This is a genomic window from Rhizobium sp. SSA_523, from assembly GCF_030435705.1.
Taxonomy (GTDB): Bacteria; Pseudomonadota; Alphaproteobacteria; order Rhizobiales; family Rhizobiaceae; genus Neorhizobium.
In genome coordinates, this window is the sequence record NZ_CP129382.1 from 3459546 (window position 1) to 3485414 (window position 25869).

Sequence of the window (25869 nt, forward strand, 5' to 3'; positions counted from 1 at the left end):
TCTCATGGCAAGCAGTGGCCAACCCCGCTCGAAGAAGTTGAAACGCCTCGTTTCGCTCCAGCGGCATGTCGAGAAGATGATGGAGGGCGATCTTGCCGAGACCATGCGCCAGCGCGGCGAAGTCAGCGAACAGATGGACAGCGTCATCGGCGCCATCGGCTCGATGACGCCGGTGCATATGCAATTTGCCAAAGGCTATTCGGAACGTTTCGGCCGGCTGATGGTGAAGGATCAGCAGTTGAACGGCGTTCAGCAGGTGCAGGAGGCCAATATCCGGCGCGAACGCATCAAGGGCGACAGGCTGGAGGAGCAGATGAAGGAGGCGCGCGGCCTCGAAGACCGGGAGCGGGAAGACAATGCGATCTTCGACCTCCTGGAAATCACCCTCATTCCGGGCGGCGGCAAGACCTACTGAGGACGGCGAGACGGGTCTGGATCGCCACGATATCAGGCATTTTCGGCCCTGGCGACCACCGCGGCCAACTGGTTGTTTTTCAAAAAAACCGCGCAATCAGCGGGTTGCGAAACGGACGCCAGCCTGCAGCAAGCTTCACAAAGCATAGTTTCGCCACTGACAAGAAAGGAAGCTCACGTGGCGATCTCTCCTCCAAGCGATCTCGTACTTGACGTGCTGCGCGCCGCAGACCCTTCAGAGGTGCAGGCCGCACAGGCGAAACTGAACGCGAACCGGGCCAATTTCGCGGCCTCCAGCCTGGCCGCTGCCGGCAACGGATTTTCGGCGGCCGTCGACCTTCTCGACAATGCCGCCTCCAAGGCCAACCTCACCCATGCCGATGCACGCGCAGCCGGCACGGAGAAGATGCCCGAAGAATACCGGAAGTTTGAAGCCAGCATTTTGCAGAATTTCGTCAACACGATGATGCCGAAGGATTCCGAGGAAGTCTACGGCAAGGGATCGGCCGGCGAATTCTGGCAGAGCATGATGTCCGAGCAGATTGCCGACCAGATGTCGCGCAATGGCGGCATCGGCATTGCCGAACAGGTCTATTCGCAATCGCTCCAGCGCCTGCGCAACGAAGCGACGCCCAATGCCGCAACGGACGAAGACAGCCGTAACCGGTCTCTCAGCATGATTGACGATTTCCAACGCAAAGTACTCGATCTCGCCCCCAGCGAGCGGACTGAGGCTTGATAATGAACATGACAGGAACAGAAGCTATGGATGTTGTCTCGACGGATTACCGGATAAAGACGGTTCTCGGCCGGCTGGAAATGATCATCGACAACGAGAATGATCGGATCGGCACGGATCCCCAATTCGATCTGAAAGTATCGAATGCGCATAAGAGCCGCTGCCTCTATGAACTGACCATGCTGTTTCGCGGCACCAATCCCACGGAATTCGCGGTCAATCATATCGAGCAGATGCATGCGCTGAAGGCAAAGCTGACGCTGAATGCCCGCCGGGTCGAGGCTCATCTGCATGCGGTGCGCACCGTGGCAGACCTGTTGAAGAATGCCGCCCGTGACGCCGATGGCGACGGCACCTACACGCAAGAACAGTTCATCTACAGCGAAGTCTGATGGTCAAGCTCATCCTCACCGGTCTCTGGGTCTGCGTCGTGACGCTGGGCGCAGTCTATTTTTCCGTCCAGATGTCGCTGCCGGAGCCTCCGGTGGATGAGGCGACGCTGATGAAGGAGAAATCCGAACTCGTGAAGGGTGAGACCATCAATATCCCGATGCTGTCGGATGGCGCGGTGCAGGGCTATTTCCTCACCCGCATTTCCTTCATGATGGACAAGCAGAAGATCAAGGGCGTGCATCTGCCCGTTACCGAACTGATGACCGACGAGCTGTTCACCCTGCTCGTCGGCAACAGGATGGTCAATCTCTCCGATACCAAAGCCTTCGATCTGAACGGCTTCCGCGACATGCTGAAACAGACGCTGAACAAGGACCTTGGGGATGACTACGTTCTCGAAGTGCTGGTCGAGCAACTGGATTACATGTCGAAGGACGACATCCGTGCCAATGGCGATCGCAGCCCGAGCAAACAAGTGGCGCCGATCAAGATCGTTGAAGGCGCCAAGGTCGAGGCGCCGGCCAGCACCGGCCATTGAGGCGAACCGACCGCATCGACGCCCCTCGGACCACAGCTTTCCGCCTTGAGCCGCCGCTCCGGCGTCTCAAACCCTTCACGGCTGGACTTTTCTCAGATTGGTCTTTCCGTGTTCTGAATTTCCGGGCGTTTTTCCGTCTGCTTCGCCTTCCAAACCGTTGATCCCCAAACGGCATTAACCTTTTGTTTGCCTTGTCCATTCACAATGGCTTAACAATTGGCGGCCCTGCGCCGCGACCGCAGCAGTGGTGGGCACATGGTTTCCTCTGAACGGCGAGACGGACGCAGCACTGAAGAGCGTCCGACGGAACGGCAAAGACCGGCAGGCAGCCTGTGGAAGACCCTCGTGCTTCTTGCGGCTGCCCTGGGCGGTGCCTCTGCGCCGCTTTTCATGCCGTCCCAGATGGCCCGCAGCTACAGGGTCGAGACGGACCTGCTGCTGCGCGACGCGGACGGCAGGCAGGCCGATGCTTTCCTGGCGGATGCCAAGAGGAGCCTGCAGACATCGACCTTCCTCGATGCCGCGATCCGGCATATGAAAACAGAGGCGCCAGGTCTCGCAGAGGCGCAGACCCAGTCGGTCTTCGGCTTCCTGTCAGACCTCGTGACCAGACGCGACATGCGTCTGTCGGCGATGGAGGATGACGAAAGACGGGCTCTTGCCGGGGCGATATCGCTGCGGCGCGACGATGCCGCAGCGGGCGACGCGGCGCATGACGAGGGCGATCCGGTGGGTCGGCTCGTCCGCATGGCCATTGTCGCGGAGACGAAGGACCCGCAGCGCGCGGTTCTGGCAGCCAATGCCGTCGCCGACCTTCTGGCAGTATCCGGCGGCCGCGGCGGCGAAGCGCTTCGCGCCGGCGTGCATACGGCCCGCAAACAACTGGAAGAGGCCCAGGGGGCCTATGAGGCGATCGAGATTTCACCGGCCGACATGGAGGCCTACAGGATCTGGACCGCGGATCGACAGGCTCTGCTTGCCGAAAAAGCCGCAGTCGAATCCCGCTTGTCGGATGCAAAGGCGCGGCTGACCCAGGTCGCGGGCCTGAACGTGGACGACATCCTGGCGCAGAACCTGCCGGAGATCCTGCCTAAGACCCTGGCGGAGGCGGGGATGGATTCCGGCCTCGAAGATGCGCGCCGCCGCCATCAGGATGCTTTGCTCAAGGTCCAGCAGCTCTCCGAGGCGCTCGGGCCGCGTCATCCGAAACTCGTGGCGGCAAAGGCTGCCGAGGAGGATGCCCGCGCAGCCATCGCCAAAGTGGTCGCGGGCCTGGCAGCCGGCCTGAAACAGAATGTCGAGGGGCTGAAGCAGCAGCAAGGCGAGATCGAGACGCGGCTTGCCGGTTTGCAGGCTTTGCCGCAGGCCGAGACTGCCGGATTGAAGATGGCGCGAGAGGCCGAGGTTGATGCGGCGCGGCGGGCCTATCTGCAGGCCCTGGACCGGTCGCGCGCCAATGCCGACAGCGCCGCGCAATCCGTGACACGCTTGCCGCCGGCAAGGCTTGCCGATGTGGAGTCGAGCGGCTTGCCGGCCTGGCTGTCGTCGCTCATGGGCGCGCTGGCTTTGTCTTGTCTGGCGGGCGCAGTTCTGCCCTCGCGTGGAAGACAGCCAGCCGCGCAGCACGAGAAGGTTTGGGCGCGCCGGACGGAGCCCGGCACGGAGGCCTTGATGGCGGCGATCGCCCCCGCCCGCCCACCGGCTGGCGGGCCGCCCATGGTTTCGGCAGCGCAAAGGCCGGCCGGCTCTCTGCCCGCTGAAGGTCCTGCACCTTCTGCGCCGATCAAGGCCCTGGAACACGGGGTGCCCCGGGCTCCGGCTCACCACGCTGCGGAACGCGTGCCGGTTGCGCCGGTTGCGCCGATTGTGCCCATGACAATGCCCTCCTTCGACGACTATTACCGGATCGCCCAGGAGGTCGCCAAAGAGGTTGCCCAAGAGGTCGCCGAAAAGGTCGCCAAAGAGATTTCCCACAAGACTTTCCATGAGATCCCCCATGAGGCTGGCCGGGAGGGTGCGGCGCAGCGCAGCGGATCGGCTCCGCAGGGCGCCGGTCTCCTGTTCAAGCGGCTGGCGGCCAATGATGATGGTCAGCGGCAGGCCGTGCAGCAGCACCGGCTGGAGACAATGCTTCTGGCACACCGCGCCGCGCCCTCCGGCGATCGGCCGCTGCCGGCTCTTTTGGCCGAGATCCTGGATCGGCATCCGATCGGGACGACCGAACAGGCCGAAACGGCGCCGCTGTCCGATCACGAGGAGCTCATGCGGCTGAAACAGGGGATCGCCATTCTCCGTCGCCAGATGGAAGAGCGGATCACCGAGGATCGAAGCGGCGAAGATCACGGGCACGCGCTGCTTGCGGCCATGCCACGGCGCACTGCCTCGCGCGGCTGAGCGCGAGCCAAAGGGTGTGTCGGTCACGGCGGTCAAAGACCTGGGAGACCGGGTTCCTATCCCGGAGATTTGGTATTATAGGCTTCTGCCAGAACAGGAGCCCGCGCGCCCGGATGGTCTTTGCCGCCTCTGTCCGATAGGACGGGCTCCGGCATCGACATCGGGGAGAGGTCCGCTTGCCGCAGCAGGCGGGCATCGGCGTCCGGATCCGGCAAGGAGCAGCGCATGGCCACCATTATCGACGGAAAGCAGAGAGCAGCCAATCTGACGGGCGTGGTGGCAAATGCCGCCGCCGTGCTGGAGAGCGAGGCCGGGATCCGGCCCGGTCTTGCCGTGGTGATCGTCGGCAACAATCCGGCGAGCCACGCCTATGTCAATGCCAAGAGCCGTATGGCCAAGCAATGCGGCTTCAACTCCATGCAATACAGCCTGCCGGAGGAGACGACGCAGGACGAGCTGGAATCGCTGGTCGCCAAACTGAATGCGGACCCCGCCGTGCACGGCATTCTCGTTCAGCTGCCGCTCCCCGGCCATCTCGATGCGGAACCGGTGACGCAGCTGGTGCGTCCGGAAAAGGATGTTGACGGCCTGACGGTGGTGAATGCCGGCAAGGTGGCAAGCGGCGATCTGGCCAGCGGGCTGGTATCCTGCACCCCGGCCGGCGCCATGATCCTGCTGCGCGATCTCCATGGCGCGGATCTATCCGGTCTGAATGCCGTCGTCATCGGCCGTTCCAACCTCTTCGGCAAGCCGATGGGGCTTTTGCTGCTGGCTGCCAATGCCACCGTCACCATGGCCCATTCGCGCACCAAGGACCTGCCGTCCGTCTGCCGCCAGGCCGATATTCTGGTGGCGGCCGTCGGCCGGCCCTTCATGGTCAAGAAGGACTGGGTCAAGCCGGGCGCCACGATCATCGATGTCGGCATCAATCGCATCGATGCGCCCGAACTCGGTGAAGGCAAGACGCGGCTGGTCGGCGATGTGGCTTACGAGGAATGCGCGGAACGTGCCGGCGCGATCACGCCTGTGCCGGGCGGTGTCGGCCCCATGACCATCGCCATGCTGATGGCCAATACGGTGGTCGCCGCCTACAGGTCTCTTGGACGCCCGATCCCGACCTTCTGATGCGCAGGAAAAGCCGCTGAGCCTGCCGGGGCTAAGCCCTCGCAACCGGTCAGGGCGGTGCGGGGCCGGTGGAGGCGCGGATATCCAGCTCCGCCTTCCACAATTCCTGCTGCGGCATCACTGTCTCCGGCTCCGTCACGGCGGCGATGAGCCGCGCCGCGATCCTCCGGCCCGCTTCGCGCAACGATGAGCGCGTCGTCGTCAGCGGTGTGGAAAAATGCTCCGGTTTCAGCAGCATCAGGTCGTCGTCATGGGCGATCAGCGAGATGTCGCGGCCCATCTGCAATCCCGCTTCCCGAACCGCCCGCACGGCGCCAAGCGCCAGGACGGTGCTCGCGCACAGAATGGCGGTCGGGCGCGGGTCCAGGCGCAGAAGCCGCGTCATCTGCACATAGCCATTCGCGTCGCTCATCACCGTATTGCTGCAGGCCTCCGGTTCGAGCCGCAGTCCGCGGTCGGCGAGCGCCCTCTCGACGCCGATCTGCCGGCGGCAGGCGAAATCGAGATCGCCCGGCCCGTTGATCAGGCCGAAGCGGCGGTGACCCAGTGCCAGAAGATGGCGTGCTGCCGCATCGAAGGCATCCTCATTATCGACATCGAGAAAGGGATAGTCTTCGGCGATTCCGAGCGACCGGCCATGCACGATGAAGGGGAGCGCCAGGGATTTCGCCATGTCTATGCGCGGATCGCGGGCGCGCATATAGGCAAGATAATAGGCATCCACGCTGCCGCTGTTGACGAGGTCGCGAATGGCCTGCTCCTCCCGCTGCGGATGCGCCGGCATGATGACGAAATGGAAGTCGTGCTTCAGGCACTCGTCCGCCAGGCCGCTCTGGAATTCGGCGAAATGCATATCGGCCGGCTGCTCATCCGAAATGGGCATGACCAGGCCGAGAGAGCCGGCCTTTCCGGTGGCCAGCCGCCGTGCCGCCCGGTTCGGGCGATAGCCGGTTTCCGCGGCCACCTGCATCACCTTTTGCCGCGTCTCGGCGTTCACCTCCGGATAGCCGTTGAGCGCCCGGCTGATCGTCGTCTGCGACAGTCCCAGAAGCTCAGACAACTGCTTCAAATTCACGATCAGACCTCTCCCGGCGCGCCTTTGCCCTTGCTCTTTGCCGTGCCGGCCGCCGCCGCTCGTCAATGCGCGTCCAGAACCTAGCAGGCGGTCGAACAAGCGACATCAAAAAATTGGACGTGCATGACACCCGCCCTAAATCATGCCACAGTTTGGCCAAAGGCGGCAGGACCGGCAGGTCTTGACAGGAGCGGAACGACGTGGCTTCTTCCACTCAAAGCGCTTTGAGGCCAAAAAGAGCCGGAATTACAGAATTCATATCTGGGAAACGGGAGGTATTACCATGAAACATCTATTGCTTGCCGGAGTTGCTGCCATGACTCTCGGCGTAACATCCGTTTATGCTGCAGATCTTAAGTTCGCCCCGGGCGAGGATGCCAAGTTCAACTGGAAGAGCTATGAGGACTTCAAGGCCGCCCATGGCGACATCAAGGGCCAGCCGCTGACGGTGTTTGGACCCTGGCGCGGTGACGACGAAACCCTGTTCCGTACGGTACTGGCCTATTTCAACGAGGCAACGGGCGCCAATGTCCAATATTCGTCCTCCGAGAATTACGAGCAGCAGATCGTTATCGATACGCAGGCCGGCTCGCCGCCCGATATCGCCATTCTGCCGCAGCCGGGCCTCCTGCAGGATCTCGCCTCCAAGGGCTTCCTCGTGCCGTTGAAGGAGGATACGGCAAATTGGGTGAAGACGAATTACGGCGCCGGCGATTCCTGGGTCAAGCTCGGCACCTACAAGGGCAAGGACGGCCAGGATGCCTTCTTCGCCTTTCCCTACAAAGCGGATCTGAAATCGCTCGTCTGGTACGTGCCGGAAAATTTCGAGGAAGCCGGCTACAAGGTGCCGAAGACGATGGAGGAGCTGTTCCAGCTCTCCGACCAGATCGTTCAGGACGGCGGCACACCCTGGTGCATCGGCCTCGGCTCCGGCGGCGCGACTGGCTGGCCGGCAACCGACTGGGTGGAGGATCTGATGCTGCGGATGAACACGCCGGAAACTTATGACCAGTGGGTGACGAACGAAGCGAAGTTCAACGACCAGAAGATCGTCAGCGTGATCGAGGAATTCGGCAAGTTTGCCAAGAACGAGAAATACGTCTCCGGTGGCGTTGCAGCCGTTGCCTCCACCGATTTCCGCGACAGCCCGAAGGGCCTCTTCGGCATCCCGCCCAAATGCTACCTGCATCACCAGGCCTCCTTCATCCCGACCTTCTTCCCCGAAGGCACCGAGCTGGGGACGGATGCGGATTTCTTCTACATGCCAACCTACGCCTCCAAGCCGGAGCTTGGAACGCCGGTTCTGGGCGCCGGCACGCTGGTGACGATTACCAAGGATTCGCCGGCGGCCCGCGCCTTCATCGAGTTCCTGAAGACACCGATCGCGCATGAAGTGTGGATGGCGCAGTCCGGCTTCCTGACGCCGTTCAAGGGCGTCAAGACCGAGGCCTATGCAAACGACGCCTTGAAGAAGCAGGGCGAGATCCTGACCACCGCAACCACGTTCCGCTTCGACGGCTCCGACCTTATGCCCGGCAAGATCGGCGCGGGCGCCTTCTGGACCGGCATGGTCGATTTCGTCGGCGGCAAATCCGCCCAGGCGGTCGGCGATGACATCCAGCGGGCCTGGGACGGCCTAAAATAATCGAGGGACAATGATGCCTCGCGCCGCCGGCTCTTGCGGCGGCGCGAGGCGCCCTGGCAGAAACGTCAGCTGAGTTTGCGGCAGACAAGGCGGCAGCATAACAGCAGACATGGAAGCAGGCCCAGCAGAGAGCATAGTACCGGCGGCAAAAGCCGGAATGAACCGGTCCTGAGGGGACCCGTGAGGAGGGGATATGGTCTCGCAGATCGTCGGAGCCGTCGGCGTGATGGTGGTTGGCGTGTTTGCCTGCGCGCTTTATTACTGGCTGTCCGACAGGCTTCTCAACCTGGCGCTTCCGGTGCGTGACGGGGATGTGATCCAGGCATCGCGCAACCTCAACCGCCGTGCCGTGGTGCGGCCCTGGCTGTTCCTCGGCCCCGCTCTGGCCCTCCTCGGCATCTACCTCGTCTATCCGGTCATCGCCACCTTCATCCTGTCCTTCTACGATCGCGGCGGCCAGCAATTCGTCGGGCTTTCCAATTATCGCTGGGCACTGTTCGATGCGGGCTTCCGCCAGTCGATCTTCAACAACATCCTCTGGCTGGCGGTGGTGCCGGCCGCCTGCACCTTCTTCGGCCTTGTCATTGCCGTGCTGACCGACCGCATCTGGTGGGGCAATATCGCCAAGAGCATCGTCTTCATGCCGATGGCGATCTCCTTCGTCGGCGCCTCGGTCATCTGGAAGTTCATCTATGAATATCGCGGGGCGGGCGATACCCAGATCGGTCTTCTGAACGCCATCGTCACCGCATTGGGCGGCGATCCCGAGGTCTGGATCGCCATGCCCTTCTGGAATAACTTCTTCCTGATGGTTATCCTGATCTGGATCCAGACCGGCTTTGCCATGGTGATCCTGTCGGCGGCCCTGCGCGGCATACCCGAGGAAACCATCGAGGCCGCCGTGATCGACGGCGCCAATGGCTGGCAGATCTTCTGGAAGATCATGGTGCCGCAGATCTGGGGGACGATCGCCGTCGTCTGGACCACGATCACGATCCTTGTCCTCAAGGTCTTCGACATCGTTCTGACCATGACCAACGGCCAGTGGGACACGATGGTGCTTGCCAATCTGATGTTCGACTGGATGTTCCGCGGCGGCGGCGACAGCGGTCGAAGCGCCGTCATCGCGCTCATCATCATGGCGGCCGTCACGCCGATCATGGTGTGGAATATCCGGCAGGCCAATCGCGACGCAGGGGGACATTGACATGCCGAGCCTCACCACCCGCCTCAAGCGTGTCGGCCTGCCGCGGCTGATCGTCCATGTCTGCGTGCTGGCGATCGCCATCCTGTGGCTGATCCCGACACTGGGCATTCTCGTCACCTCGGTGCGCGACAAGGATCAGATCACCACATCCGGCTGGTGGACCGCATTCGGCAGTTCCACGCAGACCAGCGCCGGACGGCTCGGCGACCCGTCGAGCGCCCGCCAGGAGGGCGGCAATTACGTCATCACCGGCTCGGTCTTCGAGGAAGGGCAGGGCGGAACCGTCAGCGCCTTCGGCGTGCGCATTCAGGATCCCGCAGCGTTCAAGGCAGGGGAGCCGGCCGATCTGGGCGATGGCGAGACGCTGTCGGTCGAAAGCGACGGATCCTACGTCTATACCAAGAACGCACCCTTCGAAGGCTCCCGCGGCAAGCGGATCTATCTGTCGGTCGCCTCGCCGCCCGAATTCACCCTGCAGAATTACGAGACCGTTCTGGCCGGTGAGGGGATCGGGCAGGCCTTCATCAACTCCCTGACGGTCACCATTCCGGCAACCATCATTCCGATCCTGATTGCCGCCTTCGCCGCCTATGCGCTCTCCTGGATGCACTTTCCCGGCCGGGCGATCATCATCGCCGTGGTCGTCGGCCTCATCGTCGTGCCTTTGCAGATGTCGCTGATCCCGCTTCTGCGGCTCTATAACGAGTTCGGGCAGTTCCTCGGCACCTCGTCAAAGACCTATGCCGGGATCTGGCTTGCCCATACCGCCTTTGGCATGCCGCTCGCCATCTACCTGCTGCGCAACTATATTTCCGGTCTTCCCAAGGAGATCATCGAAAGCGCCCGCGTCGACGGCGCCTCTGATTTCGAGATCTTCCTCAAGATCGTCCTGCCGCTGTCCTTCCCGGCACTGGCCTCTTTCGCGATCTTCCAGTTCCTCTGGGTGTGGAACGACCTTCTGGTGGCGATCGTCTTCCTTGGCACGGGCCGCAACGAGCTTGTCCTGACCGGCGCGCTCAATGCGCTTCTCGGTTCGCGCGGCGGCAACTGGGAAATATTGACGGCCTCCGCCTTCATTACCATCCTGGTGCCGCTGCTGGTGTTTTTTGGACTTCAACGTTATTTGGTGCGCGGCCTCCTTGCCGGTTCGGTCAAGGGCGGCTGAGCTTTTTGTCTTTCAAGGTTTCATCGCTATGATTGCTTCACCTCAGACCTCTGACGTGCCAGATGCCGATTGGTGGCGCGGCGCGGTCATCTATCAGATCTATCCGCGCTCCTACCAGGATTCCAACGGCGACGGCATCGGCGATCTGAAAGGCATTACCGCGCGGCTGCCGCATATCGCGGCGCTCGGTGCGGACGCCATCTGGATCTCGCCCTTCTTTCCGTCGCCGATGAAGGATTTCGGTTACGACGTGTCGAATTATGCCGATGTGGATCCGATGTTCGGAACCCTCTCGGATTTTGACGGGCTGATTGCCGAGGCACATCGCCTGAAAATCAAGGTGATGATCGACCTCGTCATCTCCCACAGTTCGGATCAGCATGCCTGGTTCATCGAAAGCCGCTCGAGCCGCGTCAATCCCAAGGCAGACTGGTATGTCTGGTCCGATCCGAAGCCGGATGGCACGCCGCCGAACAATTGGCTGTCGATCTTCGGGGGCTCCGCCTGGGCCTGGGATCCGACGCGCATGCAGTATTACCTGCACAACTTCCTGACATCGCAGCCCGACCTCAATCTGCACAATGCGGAGGTCCAGGATGCGCTTCTGGAGGTCGTCCGCTTCTGGCTGCGCCGTGGCGTCGATGGTTTCCGCCTCGATACGATCAACTTCTATTTTCATGACCGGCAATTGCGCGACAACCCGTCTCTGGCGCCCGAGCGGCGCAATGCCTCGACGGCGCCTGCGGTCAATCCCTACAATTTCCAGGAGCATATCTACGACAAGAACCGGCCGGAAAACCTGGATTTTCTCAAGCGCTTCCGCGCCGTCCTCGATGAATTCCCGGCCATTGCCGCCGTCGGCGAGGTGGGAGACAGCCAGCGCGGTCTGGAAATTGTCGGCGAATACACCTCCGGCGGTGATAAGATGCAGATGTGCTATGCCTTCGAATTTCTGGCGCCCGATCCGCTGACGCCGCAGCGGGTTGCCGATGTGCAGCGGGATTTCGCCGCCGCAGCGCCGGAGGGCTGGGCCTGCTGGGCCTTTTCCAACCATGACGTGGTGCGCCATGTTTCCCGCTGGGGAAGCGAGGTGCTCGACCGTGATGCCTTTGCCAAACTCCTGGCGGCCATTCTCCTGTCGCAGCGCGGCTCCGTCTGTATCTATCAGGGCGAAGAACTGGGACTGACCGAAGCCGATATCGCCTATGCCGATCTCCAGGATCCCTACGGCATCCAGTTCTGGCCGGAATTCAAGGGTCGCGACGGCTGCCGCACGCCCATGGTCTGGGATGATCACGCCGTTCAGGCGGGCTTTTCGACGGCGGAGCGGAGCTGGCTCCCCATTCCGGTCGAGCACCAGCTGCGGGCCGTCAATGTGCAGTCGGGCGATGACGCCTCGGTGCTGGAGCACTACCGGCGTTTCCTCGCCTTCCGGCGCGAATATGCGGCCTTTGCCAAGGGCGATATCGTCTTCCTGCCGCCGGGCGAGGCGGTTTTGGCCTATACCCGAACCTACGGCAACCAGACGCTGCTCTGCATCTTCAACATGAGTGCCGTAGAGACTGTCAGCGAACTGCCTCCGGGCACATGGGAAAGCCTCGCCGGCCACGGTTTCGAGACCGAATTGGACGGGCGCCAGGTAACGCTGCCGCCCTGGGGCGCCTTCTTCGCGCGCCTGGCATGAGATTGCCGGCCGGGAGGTCGTTCCTCCCGGCCGGCGCAAGGCAAAGACCACTCTCCTGACATGGTGTCGGGACGCAAATCGGGAAGGGGAGACAGACATGGCCGGATTGGTTCTGAAGGATATCCGCAAGGCCTATGGCCAGGTGAAGGTGCTGCACGGCATCGATCTGACCATCCGGCAGGGCGAATTCGTCGTCTTCGTCGGTCCCTCGGGCTGCGGCAAGTCCACGCTGCTGCGCATGATCGCCGGGCTGGAGGAGATTACCAGCGGCGACATGTTCATCGATGGCAACCTCGTGAACGAAGTGCCGCCGTCGAAACGCGGCATCGCCATGGTCTTCCAGTCCTACGCGCTCTACCCGCACATGACGGTCTACGACAACATGGCTTTCGGCATGCGCATTGCCGGTGAAAGCAGGCAAGAGATCGACCGCCGCGTCCGCGCGGCCGCCGATATTCTGCAGCTGACGCAATATCTGGAGCGGCTGCCGAAGGCCTTGTCCGGCGGGCAGCGCCAGCGTGTGGCGATCGGCCGGGCCATCTGCCGCGATCCGAAGGTCTTCCTCTTCGATGAGCCCCTTTCCAATCTCGACGCGGCACTGCGCGTCGCGACGCGCATCGAGATTGCCAAGCTCAACGAGAGCATGCCGGACACCACGATGATCTATGTGACGCATGATCAGGTGGAGGCGATGACGCTGGCCGACAGGATCGTCGTTCTCTCGGCCGGACGGATCGAGCAGGTCGGCGCGCCTCTCGAGCTTTATGAACGGCCGCAAAACCTGTTCGTGGCGCGCTTCATCGGTTCGCCCGCCATGAATATCATCCCCGCCGTGGTCACCGAAACCGGCGACACGACCCGGATCGACCTCAAGGACGGCAAGAGGGTTTTGGTGCCGATCGCCACCGGCGCGGAGCAACAGGGAAAGGCGGCCAGTTTCGGTATCCGGCCGGAGGATCTGGCGGTCACCACCGGCGAGGAGTACCTGTTCGAAGGCAAGGTCGCGATCGTCGAGGCGCTGGGCGAGGTCACGCTTCTCTACATTGAAGGGCTGACAGATGAGGAGCCGATCATCGCCAAGCTGCCGGGAATTTTTCGGGTGGAAAAGGGCGATCGACTGCGCTTTGCCGCCGATCCGGCGAAAATGCATCTCTTCGACGCGGAGGGCCAGACCTATCGGCGGTGAAGCCTGGCGGTCACACCCTCTGTTAAGGTTCAGCCCCTAGGATCGGGCTCTGTGAGACCTGCCGTTAATGCCGAGGGTAAGATGAATTCTCGTCCGCACTACCTGAAAAAGGAAGAGTCCTTCATGTATGACCGCGAAACGCGGTACAAGCTCGAAGAGACGATGAATGCGGGCCGGATCGAATTCACCGAAAAGCATGTGATGCACATGGCGCAACGCCGCTGCGACGTGATTGCCATCTCGCTGAGCGGCGCCGTGCTGGCGGTCTTGTCGCAGACCAATTTGCCGAATGAGTTCGTGCTGGATATTCCGGATGCGCGGATCATGAAAATCGGCTGTGTCTTGATGCGCATGAATGCTAATAACACGATCGATGTGCGGTTCCTGCGCATGCTGTCGGAGAAGGAACTCAACCGCATCTTCATCTTCTCGACGCATCCGGCCCACAAGGATAGGAAGCTGGACGTCCGAAGCTGGTGATGCGAAGGATCTGATCCTTCCGGGTTTGCGCCAGCCATCCATGATGTTGCAACCGGGAGATCCCGATGACGGGCGGCTTTTCGTCCCTTCCCACGCAGATCGCCGGAATCGATGCGGTCGCGGCCGATTCCGCCATGACCTTCTGCCGCCATACGCATGACCAGTTCGGGATTGGCCTCATCCTGCACGGTGCACAGCAATCGGCGAGCGGGCGCGGTCCTGTGGAGGCCGAGGCAGGCGATGTCATCACCGTCAATCCGGGCGAGGTGCATGACGGCAAGCCGCTGGGGCAGGGCGGCCGGGCCTGGCGCATGATCTATATCGATCCTGAAATCGTCTGGGCTGCGGGCCTTGATCTGACGGAGGGGCGCCGCCGGCAGATAGAGCTTGCCAGGCCGGTTGCCAGAGATATTCGGCTTGCAGACGAGGTGGGAAGCCTGTTTTCATCCGTCACTGCCGCTTTCAGCCAGGATGTCCGTTTGATCACGGAAGAGCGCCTGTTCTCAATCCTGATGTCTCTGACGGAAGAGAGGCTACCCCGGACATCGCCCGATGGGCGGCTGCGGGCCGCTTTGCAGCGTCTTGAGGAGGATCCGGCGCGTGCGGTCTCGCTTCAGGAGCTGGCCGATCTTGCCGGCCTCAGCCGTTTCCAGGTCCTGCGCGCCTTCGTCAAGCAGACCGGGCTTCCGCCACATGCCTATCAGCGGCAATGCCGCCTGCACCTGGCCCGGCGTCTGATCCGGGCGCGAACGCCCCTGACGCAAGCCGCCTTGCAGGCCGGCTTCGCAGATCAGAGCCACATGCACAGGCTGTTTGTCAGAAGCTACGGCATGACGCCCGGTGCCTATGCAATGGCTGCACGCTGAGCGGCCCCTGCAATTGCGTTCAAGACCAGGGGCAGGAATTTCCGGCATAGGAAGCTCATCCAAGGGAGCTTCATCATGACAATGAATGAAAGATCATTGCACTGCCGGTCCTTCCGGCCTCTCGCTTCGGGAGACCGCGCATGAGCTGGGAATTTCTCCTCACATCGCTGATTGTTGTCGCAACTCCCGGCACCGGTGTCATCGTCACCCTCGCGGCGGCACTCATACCAAATACCGATGATAGGAACCAATTGGGTGAAGGCGATCCGGCCCATGCGGAGGACCGGGCGCTTTTGGCCTCCGGAGGTCCGCAAAAATCCGCGCCGGACAAAGAAAGCCGACTGTGGTTTTCTCCTCGCCGGAAAGCAGAATCGCTCCGGCGCTATCGGTTCCTGTCATCGATATTTGGTATCACCCATGGCCGCCGGGCCGCTGTCATTGCCGCCTTTGGCTGCACGCTCGGCATCATCCCGCACATGCTTGCCGCCATCACCGGGCTTGCCGCCGTCCTGCATGCCAGCGCATTGGCCTATGAGATCATTCGCTATGCCGGCGTTGCCTATCTCGTTCATATGGCCGTGATGGTTCTGCGCGACCACGGAACCCTGTCGATCGGCACCGGGCAGGCGCAGCGTTCGGATCGTCAGCTAATCCTCTCGGCGATCCTGGTCAATTTGCTCAATCCCAAGCTCTCGATCTTCTTTTTTGCCTTTCTGCCGCAATTCATTCCTGCGGGCACGGGCGACAGCCTTTGGCAAATGATCGAGCTCTCGCTCGTTTTCATGGGCATGACCTTCGTGATCTTTGTCGCCTACGGCTTCTGCGCCGCCGCCGCGCGCGACCATATCCTGTCGCGCCCCTCCGTGATGACAGGCATCAGGCGCGGTTTTGCCGCCGCCTTCATAGGACTTGCCATCAAACTGGCGTCGACGGATCGATGACAGGCCGCCGCCGTCACGATCGATGGGGTCAGGCTTTGTTGAGCGCCTCGATCACCAGCGCCTTCAACCGGATATCCGGCACCTCGGCAAAGGCCAGATCCTCCCGGCCGAAATAGGCCTTCCGGTTCGTTGCCGACCAGTCATTGCAGGCAATGACATAGCGGGACTTGCCGTCCGGCAGTGCCGGCGCCGCGTAGAGGAAGTCGCCGGTGCGGGCCGCAAGCGGCACATCGCCGTCCTGATTGCAGCGGGCAAGGATGGCGGCAAGCGTTGCCGCATCCACCTCGGCCTTCATGATCTTGCCCTCGAAGCGGAGGGCCGCATTGTACTCGAAGCGGCTCACCTCGCCCTTCGGCAATCCGGTGCCGAACGAGGTATGACCGATGAAGCCGATATCGGCACCGGCCGTCGCGGCGATCGCGGCCGCGGCGAAACGGGCGGTCTCGCCGAGCGTCAGCGGCGCGCCGATCCGGGCGACGACGCTGCGGTCTTCCGCCGTCAGATGTGTCTCCAGGACTTTGGCGATGGCGCCTTGAAGGTCCGGCGCCGCCGGCCCGTCGCGGTCGATCGCGATCCGTTGAAGGCTGGCCGCCTCGCTCGGTGCGGCGATGGTCGCAACCGTCATCAGCGATGCCCAGGAACCGGTATGGACATAGCGGGTCTTGCCCTCTTCATGGACCAGCGTCAGATGGTCATGGCCGCCGACCAGCAGCGTCCCATCCGGCAGCATCGGCAGAATGTCCCGATCCGCCACGACGCCGGCATGGCTGAGGACGATATTGACGGTGTCGGGCGCCAGGATCTTCGGAAGATTGTCTCTCGCCCAGTCGACCGGCGAGGGGATGTCGATCATCTCGCGCGTGGCCTTGGGATAGGTGCCGATGGCATTGGTGGCTAGCGCGGCGATCTTCAGCGTCATCGATCCGAGCGACACTGTGGCGCTGGAATCGGTGAAAGCCTGGCCGCTGCGCTTGTCTTTGATGTTGCTGAGCACGGTAATGCCGAGACTGCGGGCTTTTTCGACGAAATGCGACAGGTCATTGTCGAAATCGGGCTCGTGATTGCCGATATTGAAGACGGTCGGAGCAAGCCTGGCCAGGGCCGAAAGGAAAGCCCAGTCCGCCTCGCCGCCGGAGCGGGCTGCCGCCACATTGCCGATTTCGAAGAGATCGCCATTGAACAGGATGACCTGCGGTCGGTCGGCCGTGGCGATGCGGCTCTGCACCGCCTGCAGCAATTGCGCCATCCGCTCATAGGCCGAATGAAGGTCGGAAAGGATGATGAGGTCGACGCCCCCCGGTGCGGCCGCATGCGAAACGCGCCCGGCAAGCGGTAGCATGGCCGTTGCGGAGATGAGGCCGAGTAGATGGCGGCGGCTGAGCAACATCACGATTTCCCCTTCAATCCATTGGTCTCGATAGCGAGAAGCGATCCGAAGCGGTGCCCGGTTTAGTGCGACGCAATGACCGCTTGCTCTCTTCCGGTTCAAGTCTGCCCATGCCGTGCGACACGCCTGTGACGTGCCGCCGGCCGGGCAGGAGGCCCGGCTCTCCGGATCAGCTGAAGAACACGCTCGCACCCTGATCCGCCCGGCCGACGCTGCGGCGGAAGGGGGCAAAGAGTTCGCGGCCCATGCCGAATTCATTCTCGTCCAGATCGGCCTCCGCCAGCGGACGGCTGGAAAATTCGGCCGTGTCGACGAGCACTTCCAGCGTGCCGTTGACGGCATCGAGCCGGATCATGTCGCCATTGCGGATCTTGGCGATCGGCCCGCCATCCGAGGCTTCCGGTGTGACATGGATGGCCGCCGGCACCTTGCCGGAGGCACCCGACATGCGGCCATCGGTGACCAGCGCCACCTTGAATCCGCGATCCTGCAGCACGCCAAGCGGCGGGGTCAGCCGGTGCAGTTCCGGCATGCCGTTGGCCTTCGGACCCTGAAAGCGCACGACAGCGACGAAATCCTTGTTCAGCTCGCCACGCTTGAAGGCATCCTGCAGCTCCTGCTGGTCATGGAAGACGATCGCCGGAGCCTCGATGACATGACGTTCCGGCTTGACGGCGGAAATCTTGATGACGCCCTTGCCCAGCGAGCCGGTCAGCATCTTCAACCCGCCATTGGACTGGAAGGGCGTGTCGATCTTTGCAAGCACTTTCGGATCGCCGCTATCCTCCGGGCTGGCCTCGCGCACCACCATGCCCTTGTCGTCCAGGCGCGCCTCGACCGTATAGGCCGCCAGGCCCTGGCCGAAGACGGTGCGCACATCATCATGCAGAAGGCCGGTCTTCAGCAATTGCTTGATGAGGAAGCCCATGCCGCCGGCCGCATGGAAATGGTTCACATCCGAAAGCCCGTTCGGATAGACGCGCGCAAGCAGCGGCACCACGTCCGAAAGCTCGGAAATATCGGACCAGGTAAGGTGGATGCCGGCGGCGCGCGCCATGGCGAGAAGGTGCAGCGTGTGATTGGTCGAGCCGCCGGTGGCATGCAGCCCGACAACGCCGTTGACGATGGAGCGCTCGTCGATCATTTCCCCGGCGGGGGTGAACTCGTTGCCGAGTGCCGTGATCGCCAGAGCCCGTTTCGCCGCCTCTCGGGTCAGCGCCTCGCGCAGCGGCGTGCCGGGATTGACGAATGAGGCGCCGGGCATGTGGAAGCCCATGATCTCCATCAGCATCTGGTTGGAATTGGCCGTGCCGTAAAAGGTGCAGGTGCCGGGACCATGATAGGATTTCGATTCCGCTTCCAGAAGCTCGGCGCGCCCGACCTTGCCCTCCGCATAGAGCTGACGGATGCGCGACTTCTCGTCATTGGGCAGGCCGGAGGTCATCGGTCCGGCGGGAATGAAGACTGCCGGCAGATGGCCGAATGTCAGCGCCGCGATGACGAGGCCCGGGACGATCTTGTCGCAGATGCCGAGATAGACGGCGGCATCGAACATATTGTGCGAGAGGCCGATCCCGGCGGCCATGGCGATCGCGTCGCGCGAAAAGAGCGAGAGCTCCATGCCCGGCTGCCCCTGGGTAACCCCGTCGCACATGGCCGGCACGCCACCGGCCACCTGGGCAACGCCGCCGGCCTCGCGCGCCGCATCACGAATGATCGGCGGAAAGGTCTCATAGGGCTGATGGGCCGAGAGCATGTCGTTATAGGCGGTGATGATGCCGAGATTGGGCACGACGTCGCCGGCAAGCGCTGCCTTCTCGGCGGGGGAACAGACGGCAAAGCCATGCGCCAGGTTGCCGCAGGAGAGGGTGGATCGGTGCACGCCCGTCGATGCCGCTCGCCGCACGCGCTCCAGATAGGCCTCGCGATGCGGTTTCGATCGTTCCACGATGCGTCGTGTGATCGCTTCTATGCTTGAATGAGCAGCCATATCATCCTCCGTCAGCCGGAATCGCGGCCGTTGGGAGCCGCCGCAATCCGGCATTGTCTGCGTTCAACGATTGTTTCGGTGCCGCATCTGGCACGGCCCTTTGCGTCAACGCCCGCTTCAGGGCGCCCAGTAAATGTCGACAGGCGTCGATGCACGCCGAAGGACGGCACGGATCGGCATGTCCATTTCGTCGGTGCCGTTCACGGCGGCGTCGAGAACCGCCTTCTTTGCCTCGCCTTCGATATGCAGCACGAGGAAACGCGCATCGCACAGGCTCGGAAAGGTAAAGGTCAGGCGCTCTTCGCCGGCGCCCTCCGCCATCATCGTCATCACGCCGCGCGGGGCGTCATCGGCAATCGCGCGGGCGAGGTGATTGCCATGGGGAAAGAACGAGGCGGTATGCCCGTCTGTTCCCATGCCGAGAATGACGACATCGAAGGGATTGCCGATATCCTGCGTCTTCTCTGTTGCAATCGCGGCAGCCTGCAGCGCCGAGGCAACATCGTGATAGAGCGGCAGGAAGATTGCCTCGGCGGCGCGGTTCTTCAGGAGATGGGCCTGGACCAGCTGGTGGTTGGAGCGCGGGTGCTGCGGCGGCACGAAGCGTTCGTCGACCAGGGTGATCGTCACCTTGCTCCAGTCGATCTCCTCGGTGGAGAGCATTTCGAAGAACTGCCGCGGCGTCGATCCACCCGAAACGGCCAGCGAGGCGGAACCGCGCTCGGCGAGCCCCTGGGCCAGGCGTGAGGCCACATCGCGTGCCAACTGCGTCGCGAGAGATTGCGCGCTGCCGAAATCATGCAGGGTAAATGCCATGTCTCTCATCCTTCGTGCCATGTGCGGCCGTCGCGCTCGATCAGTGCAATGGCCTGGCTCGGCCCCCAGGTTCCGGCGGTGTAACCCTGGGCCAGCTGCCCGGTGAGTTCCCAGCCCTTCAGGATCGGATCCACCCATTTCCAGGCGGCCTCCACTTCGTCGCGGCGCATGAACAGCGTCTGGTTGGACCGGATCACATCCATCAGCAGCCGCTCATAGGCGTCCGGATTGCGCACGTTGAAAGCCGCGGCAAAGCTCATGTCGAGCGAGACATTGCGCAGCCGCATGCCGCCGGGGCCGGGATCCTTGATCATCAGCGACTGCTTGACGCCTTCGTCCGGCTGCAGGCGGATGATCAGCTGGTTGGCGGAGATGCGGCCCGCTGCCGGCTCGAAGATATTGTGCGGGATCGGCTTGAAGGTGATGACGATCTCCGACATGCGGCTCGTCAACCGCTTGCCGGTCCGGATGTAGAAGGGAACGCCGGCCCAGCGCCAGTTGTTGATCTCGGCCTTGATGGCGACGAAGGTTTCCGTATTCGAGATGCCGCCTTCCAGCTCCTCGAGATAGCCCTTCACCGGACCGCCGGCAGAGGCGCCGGCCCGGTACTGGCCGCGCACCGTCATCTGTTCGACATTGGCCTCGGTGATCGGCTTCAGCGCCCGCAGCACCTTCAGCTTCTCGTCGCGCACGGCTTCGGAATCCATCGAGGATGGCACTTCCATCGCCACCAGGCAGAGCAGCTGCAGAATGTGGTTCTGCACCATGTCGCGCAGCGCGCCGGCGGTATCGTAATAGCCGGCACGGCCTTCGAGCCCGACCGATTCCGCCACCGAAATCTGTACGTGGTCGATATACTGCGCGTTCCACAGAGGCTCATAAAGCGCATTGGCAAAGCGCAGCGCCATCAGGTTCTGCACCGTTTCCTTGCCGAGATAGTGATCGATGCGGAAGATCTGCTCTTCCCGGAAGACCTTGCCGATCGTGTCGTTGAGATCGAGCGCCGACGAGAGGTCGCGGCCGATCGGCTTCTCCACCACGATCCGGGTCGATTTGGTGATCAGCTTGTGATCGCGGATCTTGTCCGAGATCGCGCCGAAAATGGCGGGAGATACGGCGAGATAGAAAGCGCGCACGCGCTCCTTGCTTTCGTCCAGCAGCTTTTTCAGACTATCCCAGCCCGTATCGGTCTTGGCATCGACCGGCACGTAGAAAAGCCGCGCCAGGAACTTGCCGACTTCGACTTCGTCATACTCGCCTTTCTTCAGATGCGTCTTCAGAGCTTCGTCGGCGAATTTGCGGAAATCCTCATGGCTAAGCGCGCTGCGCGAAGCGCCGATGATGCGGGTCGGTTCGGTAAACTGGCCCTCGATCTGCCGGTGATACAGCGCCGGAAGAAGCTTGCGCTCCGCAAGGTCGCCGGTGCCGCCGAAAACGACGTAATCGAAGGGTTCCACGGGGATGATCTGGCTGCTCATGCCTTGCTCTTTCGAAGTCTCGGAGTTGCGTTCTACATAATCTAATCGATTTAAAAAAGCCAGCCCCCGCGCGGGGGCCGGAATTTTGTCGGCGTCAGAACCGGTCCCGCAGGGCAAACCAGGTCAGCGCCAGAAACAGGAGCGGGCTCCTGAACCGGGCCCCGCCGGGGAAAGGCGGGATCTTCAGGCTCCGGAGAAGCTCCAGCTCGCTGGCATTGCCGGCCACGAGGTCCGCATACATCTTGCCGGAGTAATTTGACAGCATGACGCCATGGCCGGAAAAACCGGCAATCGAGGTCACGCCCGGCATGACGTCGCGGACAAAGGGCTTTCGGGTCAGCGTGATGGCGACCGAGCCGCCCCAGGCATGGCTGATCTCGATATCGCGGAGGGCAGGGTAGATCTCGGCGATCTGCCGGCGGATATGTTTCGACATGTCGCGCGGGCTGTCGGCGGTATAGGCCTCGCGTCCACCGAACAGCAGGCGTCCGTCCGGACTTTTGCGGAAATAGCGCACGACGAAGCGCGAATCGGCAACCGCTTCGCCGCCCGGCAGCACGTCGGGATGGGCATCGAGCGGCACGGTTGCGCCGATAAAGGACCGGATCGGCATCACATGCGCGGCGGTTTCCTGTTCCAGCGTGCCGATATAGGCATTGGTCGCCAGCAGAACGCGATCGGCGGTGATGCTGCCTCTCGGCGTGTCGATCCGCGTCTTTCCGCCTGTCTGCGACAGGCCCTTGGCCGGCGTCATCTCGAAAATCGTCGCGCCGGCCTGTGCGGCCACGCGCGCCAGGCCGATCAGCAGCTTCAACGGATGGATATGCCCGGTGCCCGTGTCGCGCACGCCGCAGTGATAGCGGGACGAGCCCAGGCGGGCGGCGGTTTCTGCGCGATCCATATAGGCGATATGCGGGTAATGGTAGCGTTCCGCCATCAGCGCCGCAATCTTCCGGTAGTCGTCGTCATGCCCCGGCTTGTGCGCCACATTCATCTGGCCCGGCGTGTAGTCCATGTCGATGCCATGGGTTTCGGCAAAGTCGAGCAGATAGTGCTTGGCATTTTCGGCGAGATCGAACAGAGCGCGTGACCGCTCATAGCCAAGCTCCGGCTCCAGTTCGTCCGGCCAGGCGCGCTGGCCCGTGCCCAGCTGCCCGCCATTGCGGCCCGACGCGCCGTCGCCCAGGCGGCTGGCCTCGATCAGCACCGTCTGGACGCCGCGGGCGGCCAGATTGTAGGCGGCCTGCAGGCCGGTAAAGCCGCCGCCGATAATCGCCACGTCCACCGCGATCGATCCGTCGAGGGCGTCATAGCTTGGGCGTTCGGCGACGCTGTCCTGGTACCAGGACAGGCCGGGCGCGATCGGGCTCTGCCAGTTCATCGCGGCCACCTTACACGTTGAGGAGCAGGAATTCGCGCTCCCAGGGACTGATCACCTGCATGAAGGTCTCGAACTCGCCGCGTTTCACTCCGGCATAGATTCCGATGAATTCCTTGCTGAAGACCTCCTCGAAGGCCGGTTCGCCTTCCAGGAGGGCCACCGCCTCCAGCAGGCCGCGCGGCAGGTCGATCGAGCCTTCATTGGCCGTGTCATAGGTCGGCTCCGTCGGTTCGATCTCGCGGGCAATGCCAAGCCAGCCGCAGGCCAGCGAAGCGGCCAGGGCGAGATAGGGATTGGCATCGGAACTCGGCAGGCGATTTTCCACGCGCCGCGCCCCCGGTTCCGAGATCGGCACGCGAAAGGCGGTGGTGCGATTGTCGTAGCCCCAGGCATTATTGACCGGGCAGGCCATGTCCGGCGTCAGGCGACGGTAGGAATTGACGTAAGGGGCGAGCATGGCGAGCGAGCTCGGCACATATTTCTGCATGCCGCCGATGAAGTGGAAGAAGGTGCGCGAAGGCGATCCGTCCTCGGCAGAGAAGATATTCCGGCCGGTCTTAGTGTCGATCACCGACTGGTGGATATGCATGGCCGAGCCCGGCTGGCCCTGCATGGGCTTGGCCATGAAGGTGGCGAAGATCCCGTGTTTCAGCGCGGCTTCCCGGATGGTGCGCTTGAACAGGAAGACCTGGTCGGCAAGCTGGATCGGATCGCCGTGGCGCAGGTTGATCTCCAATTGCGCCGGCCCCTCCTCATGGATGAGCGTGTCGATTTCCAGGCCCTGTTTCTCGGAGAAATGATAGATATCGTCAATCAGCTCGTCGAATTCGTTGATGCCGGCGATCGAATAGCCCTGGCCACCCAGGATGGAACGGCCCGAGCGCCCCTTCGGCGGACGCAGCGGATAATCCGGATCGTCGTTCATCGCCACCAGATAGAATTCGATTTCCGGCGCCACGACCGGCTTCCAGCCGCGCTCCTCGTAAAGGCGCATGACGTTTTTCAACACGTTGCGCGGCGTATAGGGAACCTGTTCGCCGGTAGAGCTGACGACATCGCAGATCACCTGCGCCGTCGGATCGCTTTCCCAGGGCACGACCGAGAGGGTCGACAGATCGGGAACGAGCTTCAGGTCGCTGTCGCGCGGTTCGTAGCGGAAGTTTTCCGTCTCATCGGGATATTCACCGGAGATCGTATGCCGATAGAGCGCTGAAGGCAGCGCCAGCGAGGTATTGGAGGTGAATTTGGATGTCGGCATCATCTTGCCGCGCGGCACGCCGGCAAGGTCCGGGGTGATGCACTCCACATCCTCGATGCCCCGCGCCTTCAGCCAGGATGCCGCCTCGCGCCAATTGTCGACGCCGCGAAGCGAGGTGAGGGTCGGCTGGGCGGTTGCGGCTTTCAGGACGCTGCCAGTGGCAGGCGCGATGGGCTTCTTCTTGGGCGGCATAGTTCACCGGAGGCTGTTGACGTTGCCGCCATCATAGTCGGAACATGGCGATTGGCCAGACGGGCGCATTGACTTTGTGGCCCCGATCGAAAACAGGAAGACGCAGAAAGGCCTTGATGCTCGACGCTCCTTGACGGGCTGCGGAGCGATCAGCGCGGCAGGCATCGACCGTCCAGTCTCTGGCACGGGAAACGGATTGGCACAGCGGGAAACGGCAGCGTGACGCATAAGTATGATGTGGTGGTTCTGGGCGCCGGCGCCGCGGGAATGATGTGCGCGCTGCGCGCCGGCCAGCGCGGCCGCAGCGTGCTGGTCGTGGACCATGCGCGGGCTCCGGGGGAAAAGATCCGCATCTCCGGCGGCGGGCGCTGCAACTTTACCAATCTGCATGCCGGGCCGTCCAATTACATTTCCGGCAATCGTCATTTCGCCAAGTCGGCACTCGCCCGCTATACGCCTGCGGATTTCCTGGCGCTTGTCGGCAAGCACCGCATCGGCTGGCACGAAAAGACCTTGGGACAGCTCTTTTGCGACGACAGCGCCAAGGACATCATCCGCATGCTCATCGCGGAAATGCAGATGGGTGGCGTGGAACTGCGTCTGCAGACGGCGATCTCGTCCGTCGAGAAGAGCGATGGTCGTTTCCGGGTCGATCTCGGTCAGGACGTGGTGGAGGCGCAGTCCCTGGTGGTGGCGACCGGCGGAAAGTCGATCCCGAAAATGGGGGCGACGGGCCTCGCCTATCGCCTGGCCGAGCAGTTCGGGCTGGCGGTGACGGAAACGCGGCCCGGGCTGGTGCCTCTCACGCTCGAACCCTCCTTGCTGGAAAAGCTCTCGCCACTTTCGGGGATCGCGGTGGATGCCGAGGCCCGCAGCGGCAAGACAAGGTTCCGCGAGGCGCTCCTCTTCACCCATCGCGGACTGAGCGGCCCGTCCATCCTGCAGATCTCGTCCTACTGGCGGGAGGGTGAGGAGGTTGCACTGACGCTCCTGCCCGAGATCGATCTTCTGGCCCGGCTGAAGCAGGCCCGCAAGGAAAACGGCCGGCAGGCCCTGCAGACGGTCCTTGCCGAAATGCTGCCGCGGCGGCTGGCGCAGCATTTCGGCGACGTGCTGAACCTCGCGGGTCCCCTGGCCGATCAGAGCGACCGCAAGCTCCAGGCGGCGGCCGAAGCCATCCAGAACTGGCAGTTGAGACCGGCGGGCTCGGAAGGGTATCGCACGGCGGAAGTCACGCTCGGAGGCGTCGACGTCAATGCCATCGATTCCCGCAGCATGGAGGCCAAGGCGGTGCCGGGCCTCTATTTCATCGGTGAATGCGTCGATGTCACCGGCTGGCTCGGCGGCTATAATTTTCAGTGGGCATGGGCGTCCGGCCATGTCTGCGGCGAAGCCGTCTGACTGCTCCCGGCCCAGGAGGTGCAGGCAGCGATGTGGCTGATCGCGCCCAGGAAAAGTGAGGCCTGCTCGGCAAGCTCCCCCGCCATTTAGTATTCATTCACGTGTACATGTCAG

The 25869-nt window shown here is 62.7% G+C and carries 22 protein-coding genes; 15 read left to right on the top strand and 7 right to left on the bottom strand.

Translation table 11 applies throughout. The features are described from left to right. Positions 1 to 4 precede the first annotated feature (4 nt). The 6 genes from QTJ18_RS24665 to folD all read left to right on the top strand — a co-directional run bounded on the left by QTJ18_RS24665 (position 5) and on the right by folD (position 5603). Positions 5 to 415 (top strand): hypothetical protein, encoded by a 411-nt coding sequence (locus QTJ18_RS24665; RefSeq protein ID WP_252753802.1) that lies wholly within the window; start codon positions 5 to 7, stop codon positions 413 to 415. Positions 416 to 592: 177 nt separating this feature from the next. Beyond that, on the top strand, positions 593 to 1153 hold the full coding sequence (locus tag QTJ18_RS24670; RefSeq protein ID WP_252753803.1) for a rod-binding protein: 561 nt from the start codon (positions 593 to 595) through the stop codon (positions 1151 to 1153). 26 nt (positions 1154 to 1179) lie between these two features. Next, a complete protein-coding gene (locus tag QTJ18_RS24675) occupies positions 1180 to 1545 on the top strand; it encodes a hypothetical protein (RefSeq protein ID WP_252753804.1) in 366 nt (121 codons plus the stop codon). Then, positions 1545 to 2084, top strand: coding sequence for a hypothetical protein (locus QTJ18_RS24680; protein ID WP_252753805.1), 540 nt, complete (start codon positions 1545 to 1547; stop codon positions 2082 to 2084). Before QTJ18_RS24675 ends, QTJ18_RS24680 begins: the two co-directional genes overlap by 1 nt. Before the next feature lie 255 nt (positions 2085 to 2339). Further along, positions 2340 to 4478, top strand: a complete 2139-nt coding sequence (locus QTJ18_RS24685; protein ID WP_252753806.1) for a GumC domain-containing protein — start codon at positions 2340 to 2342, stop codon at positions 4476 to 4478. Positions 4479 to 4703: 225 nt separating this feature from the next. Next, on the top strand, positions 4704 to 5603 hold the full coding sequence (gene folD / locus QTJ18_RS24690) for a bifunctional methylenetetrahydrofolate dehydrogenase/methenyltetrahydrofolate cyclohydrolase FolD (protein ID WP_252753807.1): 900 nt from the start codon (positions 4704 to 4706) through the stop codon (positions 5601 to 5603). Between the two features lie 49 nt (positions 5604 to 5652). Here the strand turns inward: folD and QTJ18_RS24695 are convergent, their stop codons facing one another. Next, entirely contained in the window at positions 5653 to 6678 is a 1026-nt protein-coding gene (locus QTJ18_RS24695; protein WP_252753808.1) for a LacI family DNA-binding transcriptional regulator, read from the bottom strand. A gap of 283 nt (positions 6679 to 6961) precedes the next feature. Between QTJ18_RS24695 and QTJ18_RS24700 the strand changes: the two genes are divergently transcribed. The 8 genes from QTJ18_RS24700 (at position 6962) to QTJ18_RS24735 (ending at position 15852) form a co-directional block, all read left to right on the top strand. Then, complete coding sequence (locus tag QTJ18_RS24700; protein WP_252753809.1) at positions 6962 to 8323, top strand: ABC transporter substrate-binding protein; 1362 nt, start codon at positions 6962 to 6964, stop codon at positions 8321 to 8323. Between the two features lie 193 nt (positions 8324 to 8516). Then, complete coding sequence (locus tag QTJ18_RS24705; protein ID WP_252753810.1) at positions 8517 to 9530, top strand: carbohydrate ABC transporter permease; 1014 nt, start codon at positions 8517 to 8519, stop codon at positions 9528 to 9530. 1 nt (position 9531) lies between these two features. After that, complete coding sequence (locus QTJ18_RS24710; RefSeq protein ID WP_252753811.1) at positions 9532 to 10695, top strand: carbohydrate ABC transporter permease; 1164 nt, start codon at positions 9532 to 9534, stop codon at positions 10693 to 10695. 55 nt (positions 10696 to 10750) lie between these two features. Further along, entirely contained in the window at positions 10751 to 12379 is a 1629-nt protein-coding gene (gene bglA / locus QTJ18_RS24715; protein WP_489667235.1) for a beta-galactosidase BglA, read from the top strand. Positions 12380 to 12476: 97 nt separating this feature from the next. After that, positions 12477 to 13565, top strand: a complete 1089-nt coding sequence (locus QTJ18_RS24720; protein ID WP_252753813.1) for an ABC transporter ATP-binding protein — start codon at positions 12477 to 12479, stop codon at positions 13563 to 13565. Positions 13566 to 13688: 123 nt separating this feature from the next. Then, entirely contained in the window at positions 13689 to 14045 is a 357-nt protein-coding gene (locus QTJ18_RS24725; RefSeq protein ID WP_252753814.1) for a hypothetical protein, read from the top strand. A gap of 65 nt (positions 14046 to 14110) precedes the next feature. Beyond that, complete coding sequence (locus tag QTJ18_RS24730) at positions 14111 to 14911, top strand: AraC family transcriptional regulator (protein ID WP_252753815.1); 801 nt, start codon at positions 14111 to 14113, stop codon at positions 14909 to 14911. A 140-nt stretch (positions 14912 to 15051) separates the two neighbouring features. Then, entirely contained in the window at positions 15052 to 15852 is an 801-nt protein-coding gene (locus QTJ18_RS24735) for a LysE family translocator (protein WP_252753816.1), read from the top strand. Between the two features lie 28 nt (positions 15853 to 15880). On the opposite strand, the gene QTJ18_RS24740 is transcribed toward QTJ18_RS24735, so the two are convergent. The 6 genes from QTJ18_RS24740 to QTJ18_RS24765 all read right to left on the bottom strand — a co-directional run bounded on the left by QTJ18_RS24740 (position 15881) and on the right by QTJ18_RS24765 (position 24354). Continuing rightward, positions 15881 to 17239: a metallophosphoesterase gene (locus tag QTJ18_RS24740; protein ID WP_252753817.1), complete on the bottom strand. Its 1359-nt coding sequence runs from the start codon at positions 17237 to 17239 to the stop codon at positions 15881 to 15883. Positions 17240 to 17408: 169 nt separating this feature from the next. After that, positions 17409 to 19229, bottom strand: coding sequence for a phosphogluconate dehydratase (gene edd, locus QTJ18_RS24745; RefSeq protein WP_252753818.1), 1821 nt, complete (start codon positions 19227 to 19229; stop codon positions 17409 to 17411). Positions 19230 to 19346: 117 nt separating this feature from the next. Then, positions 19347 to 20045: a 6-phosphogluconolactonase gene (pgl, locus tag QTJ18_RS24750; protein ID WP_252753819.1), complete on the bottom strand. Its 699-nt coding sequence runs from the start codon at positions 20043 to 20045 to the stop codon at positions 19347 to 19349. Positions 20046 to 20050: 5 nt separating this feature from the next. After that, positions 20051 to 21523, bottom strand: a complete 1473-nt coding sequence (gene zwf / locus QTJ18_RS24755; protein WP_252753820.1) for a glucose-6-phosphate dehydrogenase — start codon at positions 21521 to 21523, stop codon at positions 20051 to 20053. 94 nt (positions 21524 to 21617) lie between these two features. Beyond that, positions 21618 to 22904 (bottom strand): NAD(P)/FAD-dependent oxidoreductase, encoded by a 1287-nt coding sequence (locus QTJ18_RS24760; protein WP_252753821.1) that lies wholly within the window; start codon positions 22902 to 22904, stop codon positions 21618 to 21620. A gap of 10 nt (positions 22905 to 22914) precedes the next feature. Further along, complete coding sequence (locus tag QTJ18_RS24765; protein ID WP_252753822.1) at positions 22915 to 24354, bottom strand: glutamine synthetase family protein; 1440 nt, start codon at positions 24352 to 24354, stop codon at positions 22915 to 22917. 219 nt (positions 24355 to 24573) lie between these two features. Between QTJ18_RS24765 and QTJ18_RS24770 the strand changes: the two genes are divergently transcribed. Then, positions 24574 to 25755, top strand: coding sequence for a BaiN/RdsA family NAD(P)/FAD-dependent oxidoreductase (locus tag QTJ18_RS24770; protein WP_354669082.1), 1182 nt, complete (start codon positions 24574 to 24576; stop codon positions 25753 to 25755). The last annotated feature ends 114 nt before the right edge of the window (positions 25756 to 25869 follow it).

Excerpts from the sequence above, each read along its gene's own strand:
- QTJ18_RS24705 (WP_252753810.1), top strand. The coding sequence starts at position 8,517 with ATGGTCTCGCAGATCGTCGGAGCCGTCGGCGTGATGGTGGTTGGCGTG.
- QTJ18_RS24725 (WP_252753814.1), top strand. The coding sequence starts at position 13,689 with ATGTATGACCGCGAAACGCGGTACAAGCTCGAAGAGACGATGAATGCG.
- zwf (WP_252753820.1), bottom strand. The coding sequence starts at position 21,523 with ATGAGCAGCCAGATCATCCCCGTGGAACCCTTCGATTACGTCGTTTTC.
- QTJ18_RS24665 (WP_252753802.1), top strand. The coding sequence starts at position 5 with ATGGCAAGCAGTGGCCAACCCCGCTCGAAGAAGTTGAAACGCCTCGTT.
- edd (WP_252753818.1), bottom strand. The coding sequence starts at position 19,229 with ATGGCTGCTCATTCAAGCATAGAAGCGATCACACGACGCATCGTGGAA.
- QTJ18_RS24765 (WP_252753822.1), bottom strand. The coding sequence starts at position 24,354 with ATGCCGCCCAAGAAGAAGCCCATCGCGCCTGCCACTGGCAGCGTCCTG.
- folD (WP_252753807.1), top strand. The coding sequence starts at position 4,704 with ATGGCCACCATTATCGACGGAAAGCAGAGAGCAGCCAATCTGACGGGC.
- QTJ18_RS24700 (WP_252753809.1), top strand. The coding sequence starts at position 6,962 with ATGAAACATCTATTGCTTGCCGGAGTTGCTGCCATGACTCTCGGCGTA.
- QTJ18_RS24760 (WP_252753821.1), bottom strand. The coding sequence starts at position 22,904 with ATGAACTGGCAGAGCCCGATCGCGCCCGGCCTGTCCTGGTACCAGGAC.
- QTJ18_RS24720 (WP_252753813.1), top strand. The coding sequence starts at position 12,477 with ATGGCCGGATTGGTTCTGAAGGATATCCGCAAGGCCTATGGCCAGGTG.
- pgl (WP_252753819.1), bottom strand. The coding sequence starts at position 20,045 with ATGGCATTTACCCTGCATGATTTCGGCAGCGCGCAATCTCTCGCGACG.
- QTJ18_RS24735 (WP_252753816.1), top strand. The coding sequence starts at position 15,052 with ATGAGCTGGGAATTTCTCCTCACATCGCTGATTGTTGTCGCAACTCCC.
- QTJ18_RS24740 (WP_252753817.1), bottom strand. The coding sequence starts at position 17,239 with ATGTTGCTCAGCCGCCGCCATCTACTCGGCCTCATCTCCGCAACGGCC.
- QTJ18_RS24680 (WP_252753805.1), top strand. The coding sequence starts at position 1,545 with ATGGTCAAGCTCATCCTCACCGGTCTCTGGGTCTGCGTCGTGACGCTG.
- QTJ18_RS24685 (WP_252753806.1), top strand. The coding sequence starts at position 2,340 with ATGGTTTCCTCTGAACGGCGAGACGGACGCAGCACTGAAGAGCGTCCG.
- QTJ18_RS24730 (WP_252753815.1), top strand. The coding sequence starts at position 14,111 with ATGACGGGCGGCTTTTCGTCCCTTCCCACGCAGATCGCCGGAATCGAT.
- QTJ18_RS24675 (WP_252753804.1), top strand. The coding sequence starts at position 1,180 with ATGGATGTTGTCTCGACGGATTACCGGATAAAGACGGTTCTCGGCCGG.
- QTJ18_RS24710 (WP_252753811.1), top strand. The coding sequence starts at position 9,532 with ATGCCGAGCCTCACCACCCGCCTCAAGCGTGTCGGCCTGCCGCGGCTG.